At 53.0% G+C, this 20,446-nt stretch carries 17 protein-coding genes, 1 tRNA gene and 1 other RNA gene; 12 read left to right on the top strand and 7 right to left on the bottom strand.

What is annotated here, in order from left to right; genetic code table 11:
* Position 1: 1 nt before the first annotated feature.
* From EBAPG3_RS12060 to acs, 3 genes are all read right to left on the bottom strand, one after another.
* Entirely contained in the window at positions 2–2,242 is a 2,241-nt protein-coding gene (locus EBAPG3_RS12060; protein ID WP_004179312.1) for an ATP-binding protein, read from the bottom strand.
* Positions 2,243–2,776: 534 nt separating this feature from the next.
* Positions 2,777–3,775, bottom strand: coding sequence for an MBL fold metallo-hydrolase (locus tag EBAPG3_RS12055; RefSeq protein WP_004179314.1), 999 nt, complete (start codon positions 3,773–3,775; stop codon positions 2,777–2,779).
* A gap of 24 nt (positions 3,776–3,799) precedes the next feature.
* On the bottom strand, positions 3,800–5,767 hold the full coding sequence (gene acs / locus EBAPG3_RS12050) for an acetate--CoA ligase (protein WP_004179315.1): 1,968 nt from the start codon (positions 5,765–5,767) through the stop codon (positions 3,800–3,802).
* A 221-nt stretch (positions 5,768–5,988) separates the two neighbouring features.
* Between acs and rimP the strand changes: the two genes are divergently transcribed.
* Genes rimP through truB form a run of 5 tightly spaced genes read left to right on the top strand, consistent with a single transcriptional unit; the run spans position 5,989 to position 11,989 of the window.
* Positions 5,989–6,417 carry a ribosome maturation factor RimP gene (gene rimP, locus EBAPG3_RS12045; RefSeq protein WP_004179317.1) on the top strand — a complete coding sequence of 143 codons (429 nt, stop codon included), beginning with the start codon at positions 5,989–5,991 and terminating at the stop codon, positions 6,415–6,417.
* 28 nt (positions 6,418–6,445) lie between these two features.
* Positions 6,446–7,936, top strand: coding sequence for a transcription termination factor NusA (gene nusA, locus EBAPG3_RS12040; protein WP_004179318.1), 1,491 nt, complete (start codon positions 6,446–6,448; stop codon positions 7,934–7,936).
* Positions 7,937–7,954: 18 nt separating this feature from the next.
* Positions 7,955–10,576 (top strand): translation initiation factor IF-2, encoded by a 2,622-nt coding sequence (gene infB, locus EBAPG3_RS12035; protein WP_004179319.1) that lies wholly within the window; start codon positions 7,955–7,957, stop codon positions 10,574–10,576.
* A gap of 33 nt (positions 10,577–10,609) precedes the next feature.
* Positions 10,610–10,990 (top strand): 30S ribosome-binding factor RbfA, encoded by a 381-nt coding sequence (gene rbfA / locus EBAPG3_RS12030; protein WP_004179320.1) that lies wholly within the window; start codon positions 10,610–10,612, stop codon positions 10,988–10,990.
* Positions 10,991–11,029: 39 nt separating this feature from the next.
* Entirely contained in the window at positions 11,030–11,989 is a 960-nt protein-coding gene (gene truB / locus EBAPG3_RS12025; protein WP_004179322.1) for a tRNA pseudouridine(55) synthase TruB, read from the top strand.
* 2 nt (positions 11,990–11,991) lie between these two features.
* On the opposite strand, the gene EBAPG3_RS12020 is transcribed toward truB, so the two are convergent.
* The 3 genes from EBAPG3_RS12020 to EBAPG3_RS12010 form a co-directional block, all read right to left on the bottom strand.
* A complete protein-coding gene (locus tag EBAPG3_RS12020) occupies positions 11,992–12,837 on the bottom strand; it encodes a response regulator (protein WP_085922036.1) in 846 nt (281 codons plus the stop codon).
* Positions 12,838–13,096: 259 nt separating this feature from the next.
* Positions 13,097–14,032, bottom strand: coding sequence for a GGDEF domain-containing response regulator (locus EBAPG3_RS12015; protein ID WP_004176122.1), 936 nt, complete (start codon positions 14,030–14,032; stop codon positions 13,097–13,099).
* A 156-nt stretch (positions 14,033–14,188) separates the two neighbouring features.
* Positions 14,189–15,055 (bottom strand): response regulator, encoded by an 867-nt coding sequence (locus tag EBAPG3_RS12010; protein WP_085922035.1) that lies wholly within the window; start codon positions 15,053–15,055, stop codon positions 14,189–14,191.
* 279 nt (positions 15,056–15,334) lie between these two features.
* Between EBAPG3_RS12010 and EBAPG3_RS12005 the strand changes: the two genes are divergently transcribed.
* Positions 15,335–15,411 (top strand) — tRNA-Met (locus EBAPG3_RS12005).
* 354 nt (positions 15,412–15,765) lie between these two features.
* Here EBAPG3_RS12005 and EBAPG3_RS12000 read toward each other — a convergent pair.
* Positions 15,766–15,909, bottom strand: a complete 144-nt coding sequence (locus EBAPG3_RS12000; protein ID WP_004175287.1) for a cupin domain-containing protein — start codon at positions 15,907–15,909, stop codon at positions 15,766–15,768.
* Between the two features lie 319 nt (positions 15,910–16,228).
* Here EBAPG3_RS12000 and EBAPG3_RS11995 point away from each other — a divergent pair, with 319 nt between their 5' ends.
* The 6 genes from EBAPG3_RS11995 to recR all read left to right on the top strand — a co-directional run bounded on the left by EBAPG3_RS11995 (position 16,229) and on the right by recR (position 20,399).
* Positions 16,229–17,200, top strand: coding sequence for an ADP-ribosylglycohydrolase family protein (locus EBAPG3_RS11995; RefSeq protein WP_237089672.1), 972 nt, complete (start codon positions 16,229–16,231; stop codon positions 17,198–17,200).
* Positions 17,148–17,285 (top strand): hypothetical protein, encoded by a 138-nt coding sequence (locus EBAPG3_RS15515; protein ID WP_004177875.1) that lies wholly within the window; start codon positions 17,148–17,150, stop codon positions 17,283–17,285. The genes EBAPG3_RS11995 and EBAPG3_RS15515 overlap by 53 nt, the downstream gene beginning before the upstream one ends.
* Positions 17,286–17,463: 178 nt before the next feature.
* An RNA gene (gene ffs / locus EBAPG3_RS11990) (signal recognition particle sRNA small type) lies at positions 17,464–17,562 on the top strand.
* Between the two features lie 149 nt (positions 17,563–17,711).
* Positions 17,712–19,379 (top strand): DNA polymerase III subunit gamma/tau, encoded by a 1,668-nt coding sequence (gene dnaX / locus EBAPG3_RS11985; RefSeq protein ID WP_040852262.1) that lies wholly within the window; start codon positions 17,712–17,714, stop codon positions 19,377–19,379.
* 15 nt (positions 19,380–19,394) lie between these two features.
* On the top strand, positions 19,395–19,718 hold the full coding sequence (locus EBAPG3_RS11980) for a YbaB/EbfC family nucleoid-associated protein (RefSeq protein WP_004177877.1): 324 nt from the start codon (positions 19,395–19,397) through the stop codon (positions 19,716–19,718).
* An 84-nt stretch (positions 19,719–19,802) separates the two neighbouring features.
* Positions 19,803–20,399: a recombination mediator RecR gene (gene recR, locus EBAPG3_RS11975; protein WP_004177878.1), complete on the top strand. Its 597-nt coding sequence runs from the start codon at positions 19,803–19,805 to the stop codon at positions 20,397–20,399.
* The last annotated feature ends 47 nt before the right edge of the window (positions 20,400–20,446 follow it).

The raw sequence follows: 20,446 nt of genomic DNA, 5'->3' as shown, positions 1-20,446 counted from the left end.
GTCATTTTAACCTGCGGCTTTTTTTGGATTTTTCTCGCGACTTCGCATACAAAGCGTCAAATGTATCCAGATAGGTATTTAACTGGTTCAACTCGTAGCTAAAATCGCTCATGCTCGCGTGGATCGCCGCCTGATCGTCGGAGCGGCTGGCGCTCTCGATACGATCACAAACCGCGGCGAGATTGATAGCTCCGATCATCGTGCTCGCGCCTTTGATGCGATGCGAGGCACGGATAATCTGGGGATTATCGCCTTTGATCACGGCGTTCCTGAGCATGATTGCATCTTCGTCATTGACGCGACGAAAGTCGATCAGGATATCCCGTTCGATTATTTCATCACCCCCCGAGATGCCGGCAAGTGCTGATCGGTCAATAGGAATGGCCGCATTGACCGATATCGTGCTGGAGTGCCACTTCGTATTCCCATACGGCAATTCCTCGGATGATGCGCTTCCTGCAGCGGGGATGGGAAGCCATCTGTCAAGCTTGTCGACCAATTCATACAGCTCAACCGGCTTGGCAAGATAATCATCCATACCGGCAGCAAAGCATCTTTCTGCTTCGCCTCCCAGAGCATTGGCCGTGCAGGCGATGATCGGAATAGGTTTAGCGCAATTGCGGCTTTCCATTTCGCGAATTTTTCGCGTCAATTCATAGCCATCCATATCGGGCATGTTGCAATCGGTCAATACCAACGCAAATCGTGCGTGCTGCAACTTGTCCCATGCCTGCAAGCCATTTTCTGCAATCTCGCAGGCGTAGCCCAATATATTGACCTGCCGCATCAGAAGCTTGCGGTTGGTAGGATGGTCATCCACCACCAGTACCAGCGTCTTTTCAGCTTCGGATTGCTTGACGGTGGGTGCTATACGGCGTCCAAGTATTGTGCGTTTTTTTTTGCTTTTCCATTTTTTCCCGTCATCCCGGTTAAAATGAGAAAGATCTTTCGGATCCGCGATGGGAAGTGACAACGTGAGAATTATCGTGGTGCCTTTGCCCGGTTCACTCTCCATTTCAATGGAACCCCCCATCATCTCTGCAAGCCGCCGGGAAATAGTAAGACCAAGGCCCGTGCCTCCGAATTTATGAACGGTCATGCTTTCAGCCTGACTGAAAGGATGAAAAAGCTGATCCTGCATTGCCGACGGAATGCCGATACCGGTGTCTCTCACTTCGAAGCGGACCACAATATGACGCCCGGATCGCCTGACAAGATTTGCGGAAATGTCTATGCCGCCGTCAGAAGTAAACTTGATTCCATTGCTGACAAGGTTGCTAAGGATCTGGCGCAGACGCAATCCGTCCACCAACACGGCAGGGCTGATTTTCGGGTCAATGGCTATTTTGAGCAACAAGCCCTTGCTGCTCGCATTTCCACGGTAAAGATTGATCACGCTGTTAATGACCTCCGCAATCGATACAACTTCCGGTACGACTTCGAGCTTGCCGGCTTCAATCTTGGAGAAATCCAGAATGTCATCAATAATTCTTTGCAGCGTTTTGCCCGATTCGCGCACAACTTCAAGCATGGTGTACTGCTCGGCATCGAGCTTGGTGAGCGAAAGAAGTTCGAGCATGCCGAGAACGCCGTTCATGGGGGTTCTGATCTCGTGGCTCATGGTGGCGAGAAACGTACTTTTTGCGCGGTTGGCGGAATCGGCTTCCTCTCGCGCTCGCGAAAGTGCCCGGTTGGTGTCTTCCAGCTTACGGTTTGTGTCCTGAATCTGCTGCGCCCGCTGAAATATCTCCAGTTCCATTTTTTGAGCCTGCGAACGCAAAGCCTCGGTCATCTCGTTTTGCTTGTCGCCACGCTGCTTAAGCCGAGCATAATTGGTGACGTCTTCAGCGCGGTGAATAATATACTGCAATTCTCCATCAGACCCGATAACCGGAGAATTCATGGGGCTCCAGTATCGTTCCTCAAAGTCGCCATCGCCCCCGGGGCGTTGCACGTCGTACTTCTGCAGCGCCATGGCGTCGACGACTTTGCTCGACACCACGCGTTCCAGCGAGGTTCTGAGGTTTTTACTGCCAGTTGCGTTCGGCTCGCCGGGGTTATCCGGAAATATCTCCAGCATGGGATGGCCCAGCACCTCCTCGCGTTTGATCATGGTCGCATGCAAGTAGGCGTCGCTGGCGGCAACAATTTTGAGATCAGGAGACAAGACAAGATATAGATCGGGTGCCGACTCGAACAGTTTCTTGAAATCAGGATAAGCCCGGCTATTGTGCTTTCTCATTTTTTATAATCTTTATAGCAAGATAACAGCGCGGATTGATGCGTGAGAGTGCCTGCTTTACTCCTGACTCAGCCTTCCCGGTTAACCTTGCTTTGGAAGTAGCTCCTGGATTGGATGCGCGTGCATGATTCCCACGGATAAGTCCCATTGCAAATAGATAAGACCATAAAAACCGCGTGCTGGATACTGTAAGTTCTTACAGGTATTGTCAGTAGTATCCGGCAATTTAGTTGAATAAATTCGTAAGCTCCCCCTGTTGAGAGACAAGCAAGAAGTAGAATTCTCTGGCAGGATTTTGCTTGGAGAGGTTCTCAGGAAGAAATCGCGATTTACGGAAAGCCCGATTGTTGGGATATTGAAGGAAGCGGATAGGGGCGTTGCAGTAAATTGATCGGACTAATAAAAGTGATGGAGTTTTGTGTCAGGCTAGGCGCAAACCTCAGCGATAGTTGAATCTATCGCGATGATTTGTAACGACGCATGACGCGGAAAGACGCGTTTTTAGGTTCAATCAATTGCGAAGCACACCACTAGTTAGTTGCCCCCCGTATAATCCAGCCAGTGCTCCAGTCCTTGGGCGTTAAGCCGGACATCCAGGCTCAACAGGTCACGAATTTCTTCCTGCGGCAGTTTGCAGCCATGCGCGGTAATCCGCTGTAGCAATAGCGTTCCAAGTTCTTCCACCAGCGCCGCATGCCTGTCGGGGACGTTGCGCAGCTTCCTGGCAATCGTCACATGGGCGTCGATCAGATCGTGCATCTCCCCGGCGTGGCGCGGCAAGTGGCCGATGCGGCCGAAGTGGGTCAGGAAGGCGTGGGCTGGATCGTAACTCATGATGCGATCCAGCGAGGCATGGGCTGCCACGGGGTCGAACTGTACCGGCGTGGTGGTGGGAAACACGAATTCCATCCCATTCACGTCAAATTCGCGGTAGGAAAGGCCAAATGTGTCGCCGGTAAAAAATGACTGGTTTTTTTTATCGAAGATGCAGTAGTGATGGCGCGCATGGCCTGGCGTATCCAGGAACAGTAATGGTCTCCCGTTGAAATCCAGGGTGAAGCCATCCGGCGCCTCGATGATGCGGTTTGCATCCACCGGGCGGATGACTCCATACATGCGTTTGAATTCCGCTTCACCGTAAACCGTCATCGCACTCGCAACGAGCCGGGCGGGATCGGCCATATGCCGGGCACCGCGCGGGTGTACCACCAGTTTTGCATGGGGAAAACAGCGCATGAATTCTCCCGCGCCGCCGGCATGGTCGAGATGTATGTGGGTAACGAACACATAGGCCACATCCTCAGGAGCGAGATTTTTTTTTCGTAAGGCTTCCATCACGCTGGCAACGGAAGATGAGGTTCCCGTATCCACCAGCGCCGCTCTGCCATCTTCGACGACCAGGTGAATCGCGGCGAGTCCGGGACGGAGATAGTCCGCATCGATAGCGCTGACGCCATTGCCGTAATCAGTGATGCGGGGCGAGACGGAGGGTGTGCTAAGCGCCTCCGCCCCATAAGACAAATTGTTATTCATAGGAAATGAAGTGTGATGCGCAAATTACGCTATCGGATGTTTCAATTGCTCAAGTATTGCCGGGTTTTCCAGCGTGGAAACGTCCTGGGTTATCTCCTCTCCGTTCGCTAGGGTACGCAGCAGGCGGCGCATGATTTTGCCGGAACGGGTTTTCGGCAGATTGTCGCCGAAGCGGATTTCCTCGGGCCGTGCGATGGGCCCGATTTCCTGGGATACCCAGTTGCGCAGTTCAATAGCAGTGTCATGCGCGGTCTCTCCTTGGGGACGTGTGCCTTTCAGCACCACAAATGCCACGATGGCTTCACCCCTGATTTCGTCAGGTTTGCCCACCACCGCCGCTTCCGCGACCAGAGGACTGGCCACCAGCGCGGATTCGATTTCCATTGTGCCCAAACGATGGCCAGAGACATTCAGCACATCGTCAATGCGCCCCATGATCCAGAAATAGCCGTCCAGATCGCGATTGGCGGAATCGCCGGCCAGATAGTATCTGCCGCCCAGTTCTTTGGGAAAGTAGGTGTTCCGGAAGCGTTCCGGATCCCCCCACAAGGTCCGTGCCTGAGACGGAAATGGCCGTTTAATGACAAGAAAACCCCCCTTGCCGTTCTCGATATCATGCCCTGCTTCATCCACAATGGCCGCCAGGATGCCGGGTAGCGGCAACGTGCAGGAACCGGGTTTGAGAGGCACCGCGCCGGGCACCGGGGCAATCATGTGGCTGCCTGTTTCGGTTTGCCACCACGTATCCACTACCGGGCAGCGGGACTGTCCGACGACAGTGTAGTACCACATCCATGCCTCGGGATTGATCGGCTCACCGACCGAACCGAGCAGACGCAACGAGGAAAGGTCGTATTTCCCCGGTAAGTCCGGCCCATTTTTTATCAATGAGCGAATGGCGGTGGGTGCAGTATAAAAGGTGGTCACTTTATGGTCCTGGATTATTTTCCAGAAGCGACCCGCGTCGGGGTACGTGGGAACGCCTTCGAACACGACCTGGGTCGCGCCTACCGCCAATGGACCGTATGTAACATAGCTGTGCCCGGTGACCCAACCCACATCGGCGGTACACCAGAAAACATCGGTAGGTTTATAGTCGAAAACCCATTTCATGCTGAGGATTGCACCCAGCAGATAGCCTGCGGAAGAATGCTGTACGCCCTTGGGCTTGCCGGTGGAGCCAGAGGTGTAGAGAGTGAATAGCGGATGCTCGGCCTCAATCCATTCGGGCTCGCAGACCTCGCTCTTGCCGCTGATGAGGTCGTGCCACCAGACGTCGCGCGCAACGTGCCATTGCACATCTCCGCTGCCGCGTTTGTAAACCACTACGGATTTCACCGAATCGGTTCCACCCAGCGCTATCGCGTCATCCACCGCGGTTTTCAGATGGTTGATCTTGCCGCCACGGTGTTGTTCGTCGGCGGTAATGACGGCCACTGCACCCGCATCGATAATCCGTTCGTGCAGGCTCTTGGCGGAGAAGCCGCCAAAGACCACCGAATGTGTCGCGCCAATGCGGGCGCAGGCTTGCATTGCCGCCACGGCTTCAATGCTCATGGGCATGTAGATAATGACACGATCGCCTTTGCCGATACCCAGTGACTTGAGTCCATTGGCAAGCCGGCACACACGGCCGTGAAGATCGCGGTACGTGGACAATGTAATCTTGCCGTCATCCGCTTCAAATATAATGGCGACTTTATCCGGCTGAGAGGCAAGGTGGAGGTCGAGGCAGTTGAAGGACACATTCAATTCACCGTCATCGAACCATTTGAAGAAAGGATGATTGCTTTCATCCAGAACCCTGCTGAAGGGCTTATGCCACGTGATATGCTCACGCGCCAACCTGCCCCAGAAGGCTTCAAGGTCTTTCTCTGCTTCGTCGCAAAGCGCACGGTAAGTCTCCATGCCTGGCAGGTTAGCCTGGTTCACAAATGCCGCGTCCGGCGGGAATACACGGGTTTCATGCAAGATGGATTTAATCGTAGCCATGAGAGATGCTCCGGTAAGTTTTTTTCTGGAAAAGAGGTATACGGTAGAGGCTATATTTAGTGAAATTGTATCACTCATATTGATTTAATGAAGTTTGCCCCCAGATCAGGTATGTAATTGACGAGCGTCTATTTCATTAATTCTAAATTTTTGCTAAAATGAAAAAATATTTATGGGCTCTTTCAGCCCATTTTTTGTTTGTGCGGGGACTATAGAGGCTGATGGATCTGCATGAATTGCTCGAATCAACTTTGACGGGGCTGGGTTATGAGCTGGTCGACGTCGAACGGTCGGCGCGCGGTAAGCTGATACGGGTGTTTATCGACAAGTCCGACGGTGTGGGTGTGGATGACTGTGTTGCCGTCAGTAATCATTTGAGCCGGTTGCTTGCAGTTGAAAATATTGACTACGACCGGCTGGAGATATCATCACCCGGGTTGGACAGGCCGCTGAAGAAAGCGGCCGATTTTATCCGTTTTGCGGGAGAGTCGGCCAAATTAAAGCTGCGTGTGGCGTTACAGGGTCAAAGGAATTTTGTCGGGATTCTGCGTGAAGTGAACGACGGTGTATTAAAACTGGAAGTAGATGGGAAAATGCTGGATCTTGAGTTGAATAATCTTGAAAAAGCCCGTCTGATACCAAAATTGTGATTTTCCCGAGAATTTGGCTGGAGGTAACATGAGCCGCGAGGTTTTACTGCTGGTAGATGCGCTGGCGCGCGAAAAAAATGTCGAAAAGGACATCGTTTTTGCCGCACTCGAATTGGCGTTGGCGTCTGCTACAAAAAAGCGTTTTCAGGAAGATGCCGATGTGCGTGTATCGATAGACCAACAGACAGGCGATTACCAGTCGTGGCGCCGCTGGCAGGTGGCGGCCGACGGGAGCGTCGAGGATCCGGCACGTCAGATTGCGCTGAATGAGGCGTTGCAGCGCGATCCGGAGATCAAGCTGGAAGAGTTCGTTGAGGAAGTGCTGGAGCCCGTGGAATTTGGGCGTATCGGTGCCCAGGCGGCCAAGCAGGTCATATTTCAGAAAATACGCGATGCCGAGCGCGAGCAGATTCTGAATGATTTTCTCGAGCGTAAAGAGTACATGGTTACCGGTACCATCAAGCGCATGGAACGCGGCAATGCAATCATCGAATCCGGCAGGGTTGAGGCGGCATTGCCACGCGACCAGATGATTCCTAAGGAAAACTTGCGGGTTGGTGATCGTGTGCGCGCTTATTTGTACAAGATTGATCGTACGGCCCGGGGGCCGCAGTTGGTGTTATCAAGGATTGCACCCGAATTTCTGATAAAGCTGTTCGAACTGGAAGTGCCCGAGATTGAGGAAGGACTGCTGGAGATAAAAGTCGCGGCGAGAGACCCGGGCTCGCGCGCCAAGATTGCGGTAAAGTCCAATGATCAACGCGTTGATCCGATCGGTACCTGTGTCGGTATGCGCGGTTCCAGAGTGCAGGCTGTTACCGGCGAGCTGGCAGGGGAGCGGGTGGATATCATTCTGTGGTCGGAGGATCCGGCCACGTTCGTGATCAACGCGCTGGCACCGGCGGAAATCAGTAGCATCCTGGTGGATGAGGAAAAACATAGTATGGACATCGTGGTGGATGAGGACAATCTCGCCCAGGCTATTGGCCGCGGCGGCCAGAATGTCCGGCTGGCATCCGAGTTGACCGGATGGGAGCTCAACATCATGACGATGGAGGAGTCACAGGCGAAAAATGAAGAGGAATTTTCCGTTATTCGCCGACTTTTCATGGAAAAGCTTGATGTGGATGAGGAGGTGGCGGATATCCTGGTGCAGGAAGGTTTCACCACTCTCGAAGAAGTGGCCTACGTGCCGATCAGCGAAATGCTGGAAATCGAGTCATTTGACGAGCAAACCGTCAATGAGCTTCGTACTCGGGCCCGTAATGCTCTTTTGACCGAGGCTATCGTCAGCGAGGAAAAAGTCGAGCATATAGCGGAAGATCTGCTTTCACTGGCGGGCATGGACAGTCAGACCGCGCGTAAACTGGCGGCTAAAGGCGTGAATACACAGGAAGATCTCGCCGATCTGGCCGTGGATGACCTGGTGGAGATGGTCGAGATGGATGCCGAACGTGCCAAGCAGTTGATCATGGCGGCGCGCGCGCCATGGTTCGCCGCTTCGCCGGATAAAGTATAGCGTTATTAAAGGTTATCAATGTCTCAAATGAGTGTAGAACAATTCGCTAGCGAACTGGGCGTGCTTCCAGCCGTGCTGCTGGAGCAGCTTCAGGCTGCTGGCGTCAGCAAGCATATGACCGCGGATAGTCTGAGCGAGCAGGATAAAAGCCAGCTTCTCGACTATCTGCGCAAAATTCATGGTGCTAGGGAGGAGAAAGGCAAGATTAGCCTGCCTCGCCGGCAGACTTCCGAAATCAAGAAATCGGATAGCACCGGCAAAGCGCGTAGCATTCAAGTGGAAGTTCGCAAGAAGCGCGTAGTTGTGAAAGGTGATTTGAGCGACAGGGCGACAGCGGGGGGCAAGCCGGCGGAGCCTGTCCCATTATCCGTTCTACCCGCACCCACACCGGTTTCCATGCCGGTGATCGATGCCGCACAACAGGCGCTGCGTCAGGAGGAAGCAAGAAAACAAGCCGAATTGATCGCACGACAGACTGCTGAGCTCAGAGAAAAGAAACAACGCCAGAAGGCTGCGGTGACTGATACAAAGGAACCTGAGCCAGTTGCGGCACCTGCGGCCGCCCCTGCGGAGACTCCCGCAGCCACTCCGGCCGCCGCCGCTCCATCCGGGGTCCCGGCTGAAGGAAAGGCTCCGCAGCAGGCGCCAACAGAAGGTACCCTGCATAAACCGGTGGTCAAGCCTGAAGACAAGGCAGCCAAGGCTGAAAAGAAAAAGAAACAGACCAAGCAAGTCGTCTGGAAAGACGAGAGAGTTGAGAAGCGCGGACTCAAGACACGCGGTGATTTATCCGGCGGCAAGGGGTGGCGCACGCGAAGGGATAAGCACAGTAAAACTTCCACCGAAGAGGCGGCTGCCCATAGTTTTTCCGCGCCGACAGAGCCCGTTGTGCATGAGGTGATGGTACCCGAGACAATTTCCGTCGGGGCTCTGGCTCAAAAAATGTCAATCAAGGCCGCTGAGGTCATCAAGACTCTGATGAAAATGGGAAATATGGTTACCATCAATCAGATGCTGGATCAGGAAACCGCCATGATCGTCGTGGAAGAACTGGGTCACATTGCCAAGTATGCGGCACTGGACAGCCCGGAAGCGTTTCTGGCGGATACCGAGTTACCCGCCACCGAACTCAAAACAGAGCCGCGTGCGCCGGTGGTCACGGTAATGGGGCATGTCGATCATGGCAAGACTTCGCTGTTGGATTATATCCGCCGTACTCGCGTGGCAAGCGGGGAAGCAGGCGGCATCACTCAGCATATCGGTGCCTATCACGTGGAAACCGAAAGAGGCATGGTCACTTTTCTCGATACGCCCGGTCATGAGGCTTTTACGGCCATGCGCGCGCGCGGCGCCAAGGTCACCGATCTCGTTGTATTGGTCGTGGCGGCGGATGACGGCGTGATGCCCCAGACAATCGAGGCAATTCATCACGCCAAGGCAGCCAAGGTGCCAATCGTGGTGGCCATAACCAAGATAGATAAACCGGAAGCCAATCCCGAGCGCATCAGGCAGGAACTGGTGACGCAGGAAGTGGTTCCGGAAGACTGGGGTGGCGACACCATGTTCGTCGAGCTTTCAGCCAAGACCGGCCAGGGTATCGACGCGCTCCTAGAAAGCGTGTTGCTGCAGGCTGAAGTGCTGGAGCTCCATGCGGCAAAGGATGCGCCTGCCAGAGGGATTGTCATCGAATCGCGTCTGGATAAAGGGCGCGGCCCGGTGGCGACGATATTGGTGCAATCCGGAACTTTGAAGCGCGGCGATATACTGTTGGCGGGTGCGGTATTTGGCCGGGTGCGGGCGATGCTTGACGAAAACGGCAAGCCGGTGGAGCAGGCTGGGCCTTCTATCCCGGTGGAGATTCAGGGATTGTCCGAAGTCCCCGTGGCCGGGGAGGTGGTTGTGGCATTGACCGACGAGCGCAAAGCGCGGGAAATAGCATTGTTCCGCCAAGGCAAGTTTCGCGATGTAAAGCTTGCCAGACAGCAGGCTGCCAAACTGGAGAACGTATTCGATCAGAAAGGCGAGGTTAAAGTTCTCGCGCTCATCATCAAGGCCGACGTGCAGGGTTCCTATGAGGCATTGACTCACGCCCTGCAGAAACTTTCGACCGATGAGGTCAGGGTAAACATCATTCACAGTGCCGTAGGAGCGATTACTGAATCCGATATCAATCTGGCGCTGGCTTCGAAGGCTGTTGTCATTGGCTTCAACAGCCGCGCGGATACGGTCGCGCGCAAGCTTATCAGCTCCACTGGTGTGGATGTACGGTACTACAGTATCATTTACGAGGCGGTGGACGAAATCAAGGCAGCACTGTCAGGCATGATGGCGCCCGATCGCAAGGAAAACATCACGGGTCTGGTTGAAATCCGCGAGGTGTTCCGCATTTCCAAAGTGGGCGCTGTGGCGGGTTGTTATGTGCTGGACGGCATCATCAAGAGAGGTTCGCTAGTGCGGCTGCTACGCAATGGCGAGGTCATTCATACTGGTGAACTGGATTCCCTGAAGCGTTTCAAGGACGATGTGAAAGAAGTGAGAGCGGGCTTCGAATGTGGCCTGTCGATTAAAAACTTTAACGATATCCAGATAGGCGACCAGGTGGAAACCTACGAAATTGTCGAAGTCGCGCGCAGCCTGTAATGCAAGGACTGCGCTCGCTCGGGTGGGTATTCCATGCCTAAGGATTATTCCCGCACACTGCGCATTGCGGACCAGATTCAGCGTGAGCTGGCCGACCTGATTCGTAACGAACTCAAGGATCCGCGTATAGGCATGATTACCTTGACGGGCGTAGAGGTAAGTCACGATTATGCTCATGCCAAGGTTTTCTATACCACGCTGCGCAGCGAAAATGATAAGTTTCTCACCAGTAATGGGCTGGAACACGCAGCGGGATTTCTGCGCAGCCATCTGTCGCATCGATTGAAGCTGCGGGTAATACCGCAACTCCATTTTATCTATGATGAGTCGATCGAACGTGGAATGCAATTGTCCCATCTTATAGATGAGGCGGTGGCTCAGGAAGGTCCGAAAAAAGAGACGGATAGACCATAATTCGCGCATGACGGCATTCCTCGGCGCCTATATCGCATATTGAACCCACAGCCATTAAACCCGAAGGCTGGGCAATTCAAGCGCATCAAACGTAAAATCAGCGGCGTTCTGCTGCTTGATAAACCTTCCCGCATCTCCTCCAATCAGGCGCTGCAAATCGCCAAACGTATTTTTACGGCAGCCAAGGCTGGTCATACCGGTACGCTCGATCCCCTGGCCACGGGATTGTTGCCGATCTGCTTCGGTGAGGCTACTAAGTTTTCGTCGGCGCTGCTGGGTGCGGACAAGACGTATGAAGCCACGTTGGAATTAGGCTATATCAGTACGACCGGCGATGCAGAGGGTGAAATTTCAGCATGCGATGCGCTATCTCGAGATATGAAACCGACGCTGTTGCAGGCCGAGACTATATTACGAAGCTTTGTCGGCCCGATTATGCAGGTGCCGCCGATGTACAGTGCCTTGAAGCACCGGGGTAAGCCCTTGTATGCCTATGCGAGAGCCGGTGTGGAGATCGAGCGGCAAGCGCGTGAAGTCGTCATTTATGATTTGCAGTTGAAGGTATTGGCGGACACGAAAATGGATATCGTGGTCAAGTGCAGCACAGGTACTTACGTCCGTACTCTGGCCGAAGACATTGGCAAGGCGTTGGGATGCGGAGGGGCCTATCTTACGGTTTTGCGCCGCAGCGTTATAGGCGGATTTGGTCTGTCGCAGGCCTATACGCTGGATGCGCTTGAAGCAATGCCGCTGGCGCAACGCGACGCCTGTCTGCACTCGATAGACAGCCTTTTACATAATTTCCCCGCTGCTACGCTGGATGGCGCGGGCGTGACATCGTTGCGGCAGGGGCAAGTGGTGAAAGCCTGTTTCATGGGCGATTCGCCGGAAGGAACAAAAATTCGGTTGTACGATCAGGAAAAGCGCTTTCTCGGCGTGGGAGAGGTTACGGTTCAGGGTGAAATAGCACCGAGAAGGCTTATAGATTGTATGGAATGAGTCTAAGAATTTTGCTTGTCATGCATGCTTTCAGTGACATCCTTGCCGATTCCACGATAGCCGGTGAAGCGGCCGGATGAATCGAACATCGGTTCGCCGCTGACCATCAGATATTGTCGTGAGCCATCGGATCTGACACGGCTATAGACAAAATCAAGGAAGGGGCGCCGTGCCGCGATATTTGCCTTGAATACCGCATAGTCAGCCTCATCCCAGCGGGCCTCCTTGTTGCTTCCTTTATATTCATCACCCAGTAAGGCATCGACGGTAATGCCAAGCATTTCGAGGGCCGGACCATACACCTTGGTGAAACGCCCGTTCTCATCCTGCTCCCAATACCAGTCGGAGGCCAGTTCTGTCAGGCGGCGAAAGCGCGCCTCGCTCTCGCGCAATTCCGCGGTTCGTTCGGCCACGGTCTGTTCCAGCTGCTTGTTGTAATTCTCGAGTTCCTTATACAACAAGCGTACTTCCAGCATATTGTGGATGCGTGTCTGGACTTCGACCAGATCAAACGGCTTGCTGACAAAGTCTTTGGCGCCCGCCTGCAGCGCCTGCAGCTTATGTCCTGGCTGGGCGGTAATTACGAGTACCGGAAGGTAGCCCTCGGGTTCTATTGCCTTCAAGCCTTCGAGCACCTGGAAGCCATCCATGCCGGGCATTTGCAGGTCGAGCAGGATCAGATCATAGCGATTCTGGCGATAGAGCGCACAAACCTCGTAGGGGTCCATGGTCGAGGTGGTATGGGTATAGCCGGCATCGCTCAGCATCTGTTCAAGCAGCCGGACATTGACATCCTTATCATCAACAATCAGGATGCTGGCGTTAAGAATGTCAGGTTTGCTAATCATTTATTTCTGTCCATTTTGTTATTAATTAATCCATATTTTTTAATTCTGGCTCAGCTACCCCTTAGCTACCCCATTGGCTCCATGAGGTTATTATTCTATCTGACTGAACCGGCACTTACATCATATCTCCTTTGTTATAAGAAACAATGGCACTTTGGTAGGTCTATCGGAGAACGTACGCTGAAGATAGCGGCGGAAAGCAATTAATTGGCCATTCATTGCACTTGCGTGGGTATCATGCAAAATGAAATTAAAAAAATTAATTGGTACGCTCCGAAATGCGATACGTGTTTTTGCTTGCGTGTTTGGCATCCAGCAAAGCGATATCCGCATTTTTTAGAAGGGTCTTCACATCTTCCCCATTGTGAGGGTAAAGCCCGATACCCGCACTGGCGGTCACGCTAACGTTATTGCCTTGAACGCTATAGGGTTGAGACAATGCTCTGATTATTTTTTCTGCCGCAAGCGCCACGCCATCGCCGGTAGTGATATACGGCATGGCGATCACAAATTCATCACCCCCAAGGCGTGCTACCGTATCTTCCTGTCGCACGGTAGCTACGAGGCGTGCCGCAACTAACTTCAAAAGCAGATCGCCGCCATCGTGACCCAGATTATTATTGATCTCCTTGAATCCATCCAAATCCAGATACACCACCGCCATGATGCCATTGTTTCTTTTTGCGTGAATGATGGCATGGGAAACTCGTTCGACCAGAAGCCGCCTGTTGGCAAGGCCGGTCAGCGGGTCATGCAATGCCATGAACTCCTGAGTTTTGGCATAATGACGCGCTCTTTGATGCAGCAGACGCACTTCTAACAGATTGTGAACACGTGCAAGCACTTCGGCTACATCAAATGGCTTACTGATAAAATCCTTGGCGCCGGATTGAAGCGCGCGCAGCTTGTAGCTCGGATGGGCGGTTACCACCAGCACAGAGAGATATCCATCCGTTTCAATTTCCTTTAATGCTTCAAGCACCTGAAAGCCATTCATACCCGGCATTTCCAAGTCGAGCAGAATCAGATCGTAGTGATTCTGACGATGTATCTCATAGACTTTATGGGGGTCCGTCACCGAAGTCACGGAAGTATAGTTTGCAGTGGTCAGCACGCTTTCCAGCAACTGGGTATTTGATTCCTGATCATCGACTATCAGGATTTTGGCGGCGCGAATGTCGGTCTCGCTGATCATCCTAATCCTGTAGCGGACTCATGAAGGTGGAGCTACATTGGTTCAAAATGCCTCCAAGGATCACAACCCCGGGCTGAAGAAGTAATCCATTAGATGCCGTATCTGCAATCATGGGCTGTCTGCTTTTGTTGATTTTAATTGGATACGTAGTAACTATTATGTAACTATACTGAACTGCTGTACCGGATTAACCGGACGCATGCTTTCAGTGACATCCTTGCCGATTCCACGATAGCCGGTGAAGCGGCCGGATGAATCGAACACCGGTTCGCCGCTGACCATCAGATATTGTCGCGAGCCATCGGATCTGACACGGCTATAGACAAAATCAAGGAAGGGGCGCCGTGCCGCGATATTTGCCTTGAATACCGCATAGTCAGCCTCATCCCAGCGGGCCTCCTTGTTGCTTCCTTTATATTCATCACCCAGTAAGGCATCGACGGTAATGCCAAGCATTTCGAGGGCCGGACCATACACCTTGGTGAAACGCCCGTTCTCATCCTGCTCCCAATACCAGTCGGAGGCCAGTTCTGTCAGGCGGCGAAAGCGCGCCTCGCTCTCGCGCAATTCCGCGGTTCGTTCGGCCACGGTCTGTTCCAGCTGCTTGTTGTAATTCTCGAGTTCCTTATACAACAAGCGTACTTCCAGCATATTGTGGATGCGTGTCTGGACTTCGACCAGATCAAACGGCTTGCTGACAAAGTCTTTGGCGCCCGCCTGCAGCGCCTGCAGCTTATGTCCTGGCTGGGCGGTAATTACGAGTACCGGAAGGTAGCCCTCGGGTTCTATTGCCTTCAAGCCTTCGAGCACCTGGAAGCCATCCATGCCGGGCATTTGCAGGTCGAGCAGGATCAGATCATAGCGATTCTGGCGATAGAGCGCACAAACCTCGTAGGGGTCCATGGTCGAGGTGGTATGGGTATAGCCGGCATCGCTCAGCATCTGTTCAAGCAGCTGGACATTGACATCCTTATCATCAACAATCAGGATGCTGGCGTTAAGAATGTCAGGTTTGCTAATCATTTATATAATGCCACTGAATGAACAGCATTTGAATGACGACGCTAAATTGTAATGTTGCCGTTATTCGGTAAGACACTCTGTGCGCTAACTCGCATAAGAAATAGAAAATGATTTCATTTAGAAGCGAACACTGATCCTCTGCGGAAGTATGGCAGTGCTGGCCTGCGCAAGGATTCCGCCAAGGCACAAGGGAGTATGAGAATAATTTCCTGATCCTAGTCGACAGGAATAAGATTTGACCTTGATAAATTCAGCTTGCTATAATAGCTCTCCTTCTGCCGCGGGGTGGAGCAGTCTGGCAGCTCGTCGGGCTCATAACCCGAAGGTCGTAGGTTCAAATCCTGCCCCCGCAACCATAAAAACAAATGACTTGCAAGAATATTTCTTGCAAGTCATTTGTTTTTGCTTTTCGTGTAGGCGCCATGCAGGCATTTCTTATTTGAATAATGCGGTGTTATGGACTCTTAATCCGTAGATCGAGCATTCGAACCACTCACGGCTCACTAATAGAACAAGGGGTTAGTTCAGTTTTTTTCAGTAAAATAGGGTCCATAAAATCTCGTGGACTAGCGTATGCAGAGAGAGGTTATGATCGGCAGCCTAACCCGGTCATATAGGGCATCCGACCTTAGCTTTCAGTTTGACCCCTTTATTCCCTCCCGCAATCTAGCCTTATTCTTTAGGCTGGATGCATGGAATCCGTTCTTTTATTATTTGTCGTTCGTGACGAGGTTTTTTTCGTCGGTATCGACGACAAAGACGGCCAGCAGGCGTGCGGGCTGAGTCTTACTGTTATTTGCGCTGACGCCGTGATGATCGCCCGATAAATCGGCGAAATCCATGTGAAGCGACACAAATTCCCGATCTCCCCGTTTCGTTGCCTCCCTCCAGTGGGCTTATGAGGGCGCACCCAGAATTACATAAACGAATGACGGTGCAGAATATGGAGATCTGGTGATAGACACTGTTGGTCAGAAATCGCAAAAAAACATCAAAAATTTTGTTCTTCCACCTTTATTTATGCCCTGAGTCGTAGAATTAGAGGCAAACCACTGCATATCTGAGCTTGTGATATGATTCATCCCTGTTCAACAGCTTATTGAATCGCAATAATCTTCTCGATAGATTATTAGACGAATTTTTGCTTGGTTTAACGTTATTGAAGGGATAAAAATGGACCGAGTTTCCGGTGCCATCATGGGTGCGCTGGTCGGTGATGCCCTCGGTTTGGGATGCCACTGGTATTATGACCTTGCCGAGATGCGCAAGGATTATGGTCCCTGGGTGAACGGTTATACGACTCCGAAACTGGATCGTTACCACGGCGGTATGACTGCCGGACAACTTTCCCAGACAGGCTTGATCTTCGTCATGCTCCTCAGGTCAGTGGCGGAGCATGGGGAGTATCGTGAGGAGGACTTTACCCGCAGGCTCGATGAAGAATTGTTTCCCTTGCTGAATGGCACGCCGGTATACGGCCCAGGCGGATATACCAGCCAATCGATACGGGAGGCATATCGCAGGCGCGTGGAGCAAGGAAAGACATGGCGTGAAACCGGAGGGCATGCGGATACCACGGAAGCGGCTGAACGCGCCATTGTGCTTGCTGCGCATTATGCGAACCACCCGCGAAAAGTTGCCGAGACGGTTTCCGCCAATTGCCTTCTTACGCAAGGCGATGAGGCCATCGTCGCCATGACGACGGCCTACAACGTAATTCTGTCCCGCTTGATTGCCGGAGAGAAACTGACGCCGGTGATTTCGGACAAGCTCATGCAGCTTGTTCAAAATGGCGAGTTGCCATTTCATTCCGTGACAAAAAGCAATCTTGCTCCACCCCGTCCCGGCGAGCCCGATCCGCCACGAGCCGGGCGCTTTTCCTCTCCCGACGCGCTGTTAACACCGCATTATGTTGCCCTCGCGGCGATTGATCCGGATATCCGAATTGAACCGGCCTGCAAAGTATCCATCGTTTACGGTATGCCGTGTGCCATCTATCATCAACTTCCCGCCGCATACTATCTTGCGGCGCGTTTTGCGGATGACTTCGAATCCGCGGTGCTGCATGCCGTAAACGGGGGGGGGGCAGAACATGTCGCGTGCGATGCTGACTGGCGCCCTGGTTGGCGCACAGGTAGGGCTTGAGGGAATTCCCGAACGTTTCCTTGATGGACTTGAAAATGGAAGGGAATTGCTGGCGCTTGCCCGAAAAATCGGGACTCAGCCCTAATCATCTATTCTTGCGGGTATGGCAGTAGACGCAGGCGTCGACTCCGTGCACAATGACACAATTGATGGGCAGCGTAATTCCCTGCCGCAAGCCTGGATTTTATCAAGTATAATTAATTGATTATTATAAATAGTAACTCTATTGCGAGTTGCTGGTTGAAACTATTTTCACTTTTTATGGCGGGCCTCCCCGCATTGCATAGTAGTGAACCTGGTCAGGTCCGGAAGGAAGCAGCCACAGCTATTTTCTGCAAGTGCCGGGGGTCAGGCTCGCCACCCTTTTTATTTGGATAGGCAGCAGGCCGGAACCGGCGTTTGCAATGCCGGTTCCGGCCTATCCTTGGGTCGTCTGCGGAACGAATGCGAGTTTCCGGCCAGTCTACAATAATCTTTTCTATCTCCTCTCGGTTATCACTTTTCCGCTATCGTGCCAACTCAAGTCCTTGCCCGCAAATGGCGTCCCAGGAGTTTTTCCGAGCTGACTGGACAGGAGCACGTGGTCAGGGCGCTTACCAACGCACTTGAGCAAAAAAGACTGCACCATGCCTACCTGTTTACCGGCACGCGCGGCATCGGCAAAACCACTATCGCACGTATTCTGGCCAAGGCGCTCAATTGCCAGACCGGGATTACGCCCACACCTTGCGGCATTTGTTCCACCTGCACGGAAATTGATAGCGGACGCTTTGTCGACTTGATCGAGATGGATGCCGCCTCCAATACACAGGTGGACAAGATGCGTGAGCTGCTGGAAAACGCCCTTTATGCTCCCACCAGCGCCCGTTACAAGATTTACATCATCGATGAAGTCCACATGCTCTCCAAATCGGCTTTCAATGCCATGCTGAAAACGCTGGAAGAGCCACCAGAACATGTCAAATTTGTTCTTGCCACGACCGATCCGCAAAAGATTCCCGTTACCGTTTTGTCTCGCTGCCTGCAATTCAACCTGAAGCAGATCCCGTTACCGCTGATTGTCGCCCACCTCAAGCATGTGCTTGAACAGGAAAAGATAAGCTGCGACGCCACATCATTACAGCTGCTGGCGCGGGCGGCGCAGGGCAGCATGCGCGATGCCTTGAGTATTCTGGATCAGGCGATTGCCTTCGGTAAGGGGACGATCGAAGAAGCCGGGGTGCGGGACATGCTGGGGGCCATCGATCAGGGTTATCTTTATGACTTGCTGGATGCCGTGTCGCAAAATGATGGTGCCCGGATGCTTGCGGTGGCTGACGCGATGGAAACCCGTAGCTTGTCGTTCAATGCGGCTTTGCAGGATCTGGCAACGTTACTGCATCGTCTTGCGCTGGCGCAAGTCGTACCGTCGGCTATTGCTGAGGAGACCCCCGAGCGCGAGGAAATTTTCGCGTTGGCGAAGACGTTCACACCGGAAGATATTCAGCTGTTTTATCAGATTGTCATACATGGCCGCTCCGATCTGTCCCAGGCGCCGGATGAGTATGCGGGTTTCACCATGACGCTGATGCGGTTGCTGGCGTTCATGCCGGAGGACATGCCCAGGGCTACAGGACCGAAGCATGATAAAGAGATAAAGCGGCCTTCGCCTTCAATCCCAAGGCTTGTGGAAATACCCGGAACCGCGGAAACGACAGAAACAAGAAAAACGACAGAAGCATTCAACATAGCAGAAACGGTAAAAGAAGCGAAATCAGCCGAAACAGCAACGGTTGGACCTGCACCCACCGTGAGTATATTTGGCAGCGACTGGACAACGATGGCAAACCAGCTCAAGTTGAACGGAATGCCAAAGATGCTGGCTCAATATTGTGAGGTGAAGAAGGCTTCCCCGAACGAAATCGAATTTTGCGTACCGGAAAAGCACAAGCACCTGCTGGAAAAAAGACATCAGGAGAAAATGAGCGCCGCGCTGAGCGAGTATCTCGGTAAGCCGGTCCGATTAAAGTTCTCTGTCGGGATCGTGACGGGCATGAATCCCGCGGAGCTGGAAAACCAGGAAAAACAGCAGAAGCAGTCGCAGGCTATCACGGCCATCGAAACAGACCCGTTCGTACGAGAGCTGGTGGAGAATTTCGACGCGGAACTGATCGTTTCCTCGATCAAACCCATTCAATAGTGGAGGTGGAAAATGATGAAAGGTGGCTTGGGCAATTTTATGAAGCAGGCTCAGCAAATGCAGGAGAACATGAAAAATATGCAGGAGAAATTGGCCTCGATCGAAGTCGAAGGCCAGTCCGGCGCCGGCATGGTCAAGGTGGTGATGACTTGTCGCTATGATGTCAAGCGCGTGGCTATCGACGACAGCCTGATTGGTGACGATAAGGACATGCTCGAAGACCTGATCGCCGCCGCGGTAAACGATGCGGTGCGGCGGGTGGAAGTCACCACGCAGGAAAAAATGGCTGGCTTGACTTCCGGAATGGCGCTACCGCCCGGGATGAAATTGCCGTTTTAATTTGTCGAAGATGGGATCTAATGGACCGGATATTGGAATGCGTGTGCCGCTTCGTGCAATGCTCCTTCTCGGGCTTTATTTACAATGAAAACGCCAACCAGTCTCGAAGACCTGATCGAATCGTTGCGCTGCCTGCCCGGAGTGGGACCCAGGTCGGCGCAACGCATGGCTTATCATCTCCTGCAGCGGGATCATGCCGGCGCAGAGCGGCTTGCCAAGTCGCTTGCCTATGCACTGGAACATATCAGGCACTGCGAGAAATGCAACAACTTCACTGAAGAAATCGTGTGCGAGTTGTGCCGTTCCGAGCGGCGCGATGCGACATTGCTATGCGTGGTGGAAATGCCGGCCGACCTGCTGATGATGGAACAGGCGCACTGTTACAAGGGCATGTATTTCGTGCTGATGGGCAGGCTCTCACCTTTGGATGGCATTGGCCCCAGGGAGATTCATCTTGACCGGTTGCTGAAGCGGGTCCAGGACGGGCTGGTACGCGAAATCGTACTCGCTACCAATTTTACCGTGGAAGGCGAGGCGACCGCCCATTATGTCGGCGAGCTTCTACGCAGCAAGGAAGTGAAGGTTACCCGGATCGCGCGCGGGTTGCCCGTGGGTGGTGAGCTGGAGCACGTGGATAGCGGTACACTGGCGCAGGCGGTGATCGAGCGCAGGGAGATTTGACGGCAGGGCGTGAGTGCGCGCTTATTTTCATTCTTCTGAAAAAGGGA

Source organism: Nitrosospira lacus (assembly GCF_000355765.4).
GTDB classification, from domain to species: Bacteria; Pseudomonadota; Gammaproteobacteria; order Burkholderiales; family Nitrosomonadaceae; genus Nitrosospira; species Nitrosospira lacus.
The sequence above is the reverse complement of the archived record's forward strand: the minus strand, read 5'-3'. Positions and strand labels throughout refer to the sequence as shown.

What these genes read in the sequence shown, in the direction of transcription:
- acs (WP_004179315.1), bottom strand. Translation starts at nt 5,767, where the DNA reads ATGGCTACGATTAAATCCATCTTGCATGAAACCCGTGTATTCCCGCCG.
- EBAPG3_RS12015 (WP_004176122.1), bottom strand. Translation starts at nt 14,032, where the DNA reads ATGATCAGCGAGACCGACATTCGCGCCGCCAAAATCCTGATAGTCGAT.
- EBAPG3_RS12060 (WP_004179312.1), bottom strand. Translation starts at nt 2,242, where the DNA reads ATGAGAAAGCACAATAGCCGGGCTTATCCTGATTTCAAGAAACTGTTC.
- EBAPG3_RS15515 (WP_004177875.1), top strand. Translation starts at nt 17,148, where the DNA reads ATGTCGCGTGCGATGCTGACTGGCGCCCTGGTTGGCGCACAGGTAGGG.
- rimP (WP_004179317.1), top strand. Translation starts at nt 5,989, where the DNA reads ATGGATCTGCATGAATTGCTCGAATCAACTTTGACGGGGCTGGGTTAT.
- EBAPG3_RS11980 (WP_004177877.1), top strand. Translation starts at nt 19,395, where the DNA reads ATGAAAGGTGGCTTGGGCAATTTTATGAAGCAGGCTCAGCAAATGCAG.
- infB (WP_004179319.1), top strand. Translation starts at nt 7,955, where the DNA reads ATGTCTCAAATGAGTGTAGAACAATTCGCTAGCGAACTGGGCGTGCTT.
- EBAPG3_RS12020 (WP_085922036.1), bottom strand. Translation starts at nt 12,837, where the DNA reads ATGATTAGCAAACCTGACATTCTTAACGCCAGCATCCTGATTGTTGAT.
- EBAPG3_RS11995 (WP_237089672.1), top strand. Translation starts at nt 16,229, where the DNA reads ATGGACCGAGTTTCCGGTGCCATCATGGGTGCGCTGGTCGGTGATGCC.
- EBAPG3_RS12010 (WP_085922035.1), bottom strand. Translation starts at nt 15,055, where the DNA reads ATGATTAGCAAACCTGACATTCTTAACGCCAGCATCCTGATTGTTGAT.
- nusA (WP_004179318.1), top strand. Translation starts at nt 6,446, where the DNA reads ATGAGCCGCGAGGTTTTACTGCTGGTAGATGCGCTGGCGCGCGAAAAA.
- EBAPG3_RS12055 (WP_004179314.1), bottom strand. Translation starts at nt 3,775, where the DNA reads ATGAATAACAATTTGTCTTATGGGGCGGAGGCGCTTAGCACACCCTCC.
- recR (WP_004177878.1), top strand. Translation starts at nt 19,803, where the DNA reads ATGAAAACGCCAACCAGTCTCGAAGACCTGATCGAATCGTTGCGCTGC.
- rbfA (WP_004179320.1), top strand. Translation starts at nt 10,610, where the DNA reads ATGCCTAAGGATTATTCCCGCACACTGCGCATTGCGGACCAGATTCAG.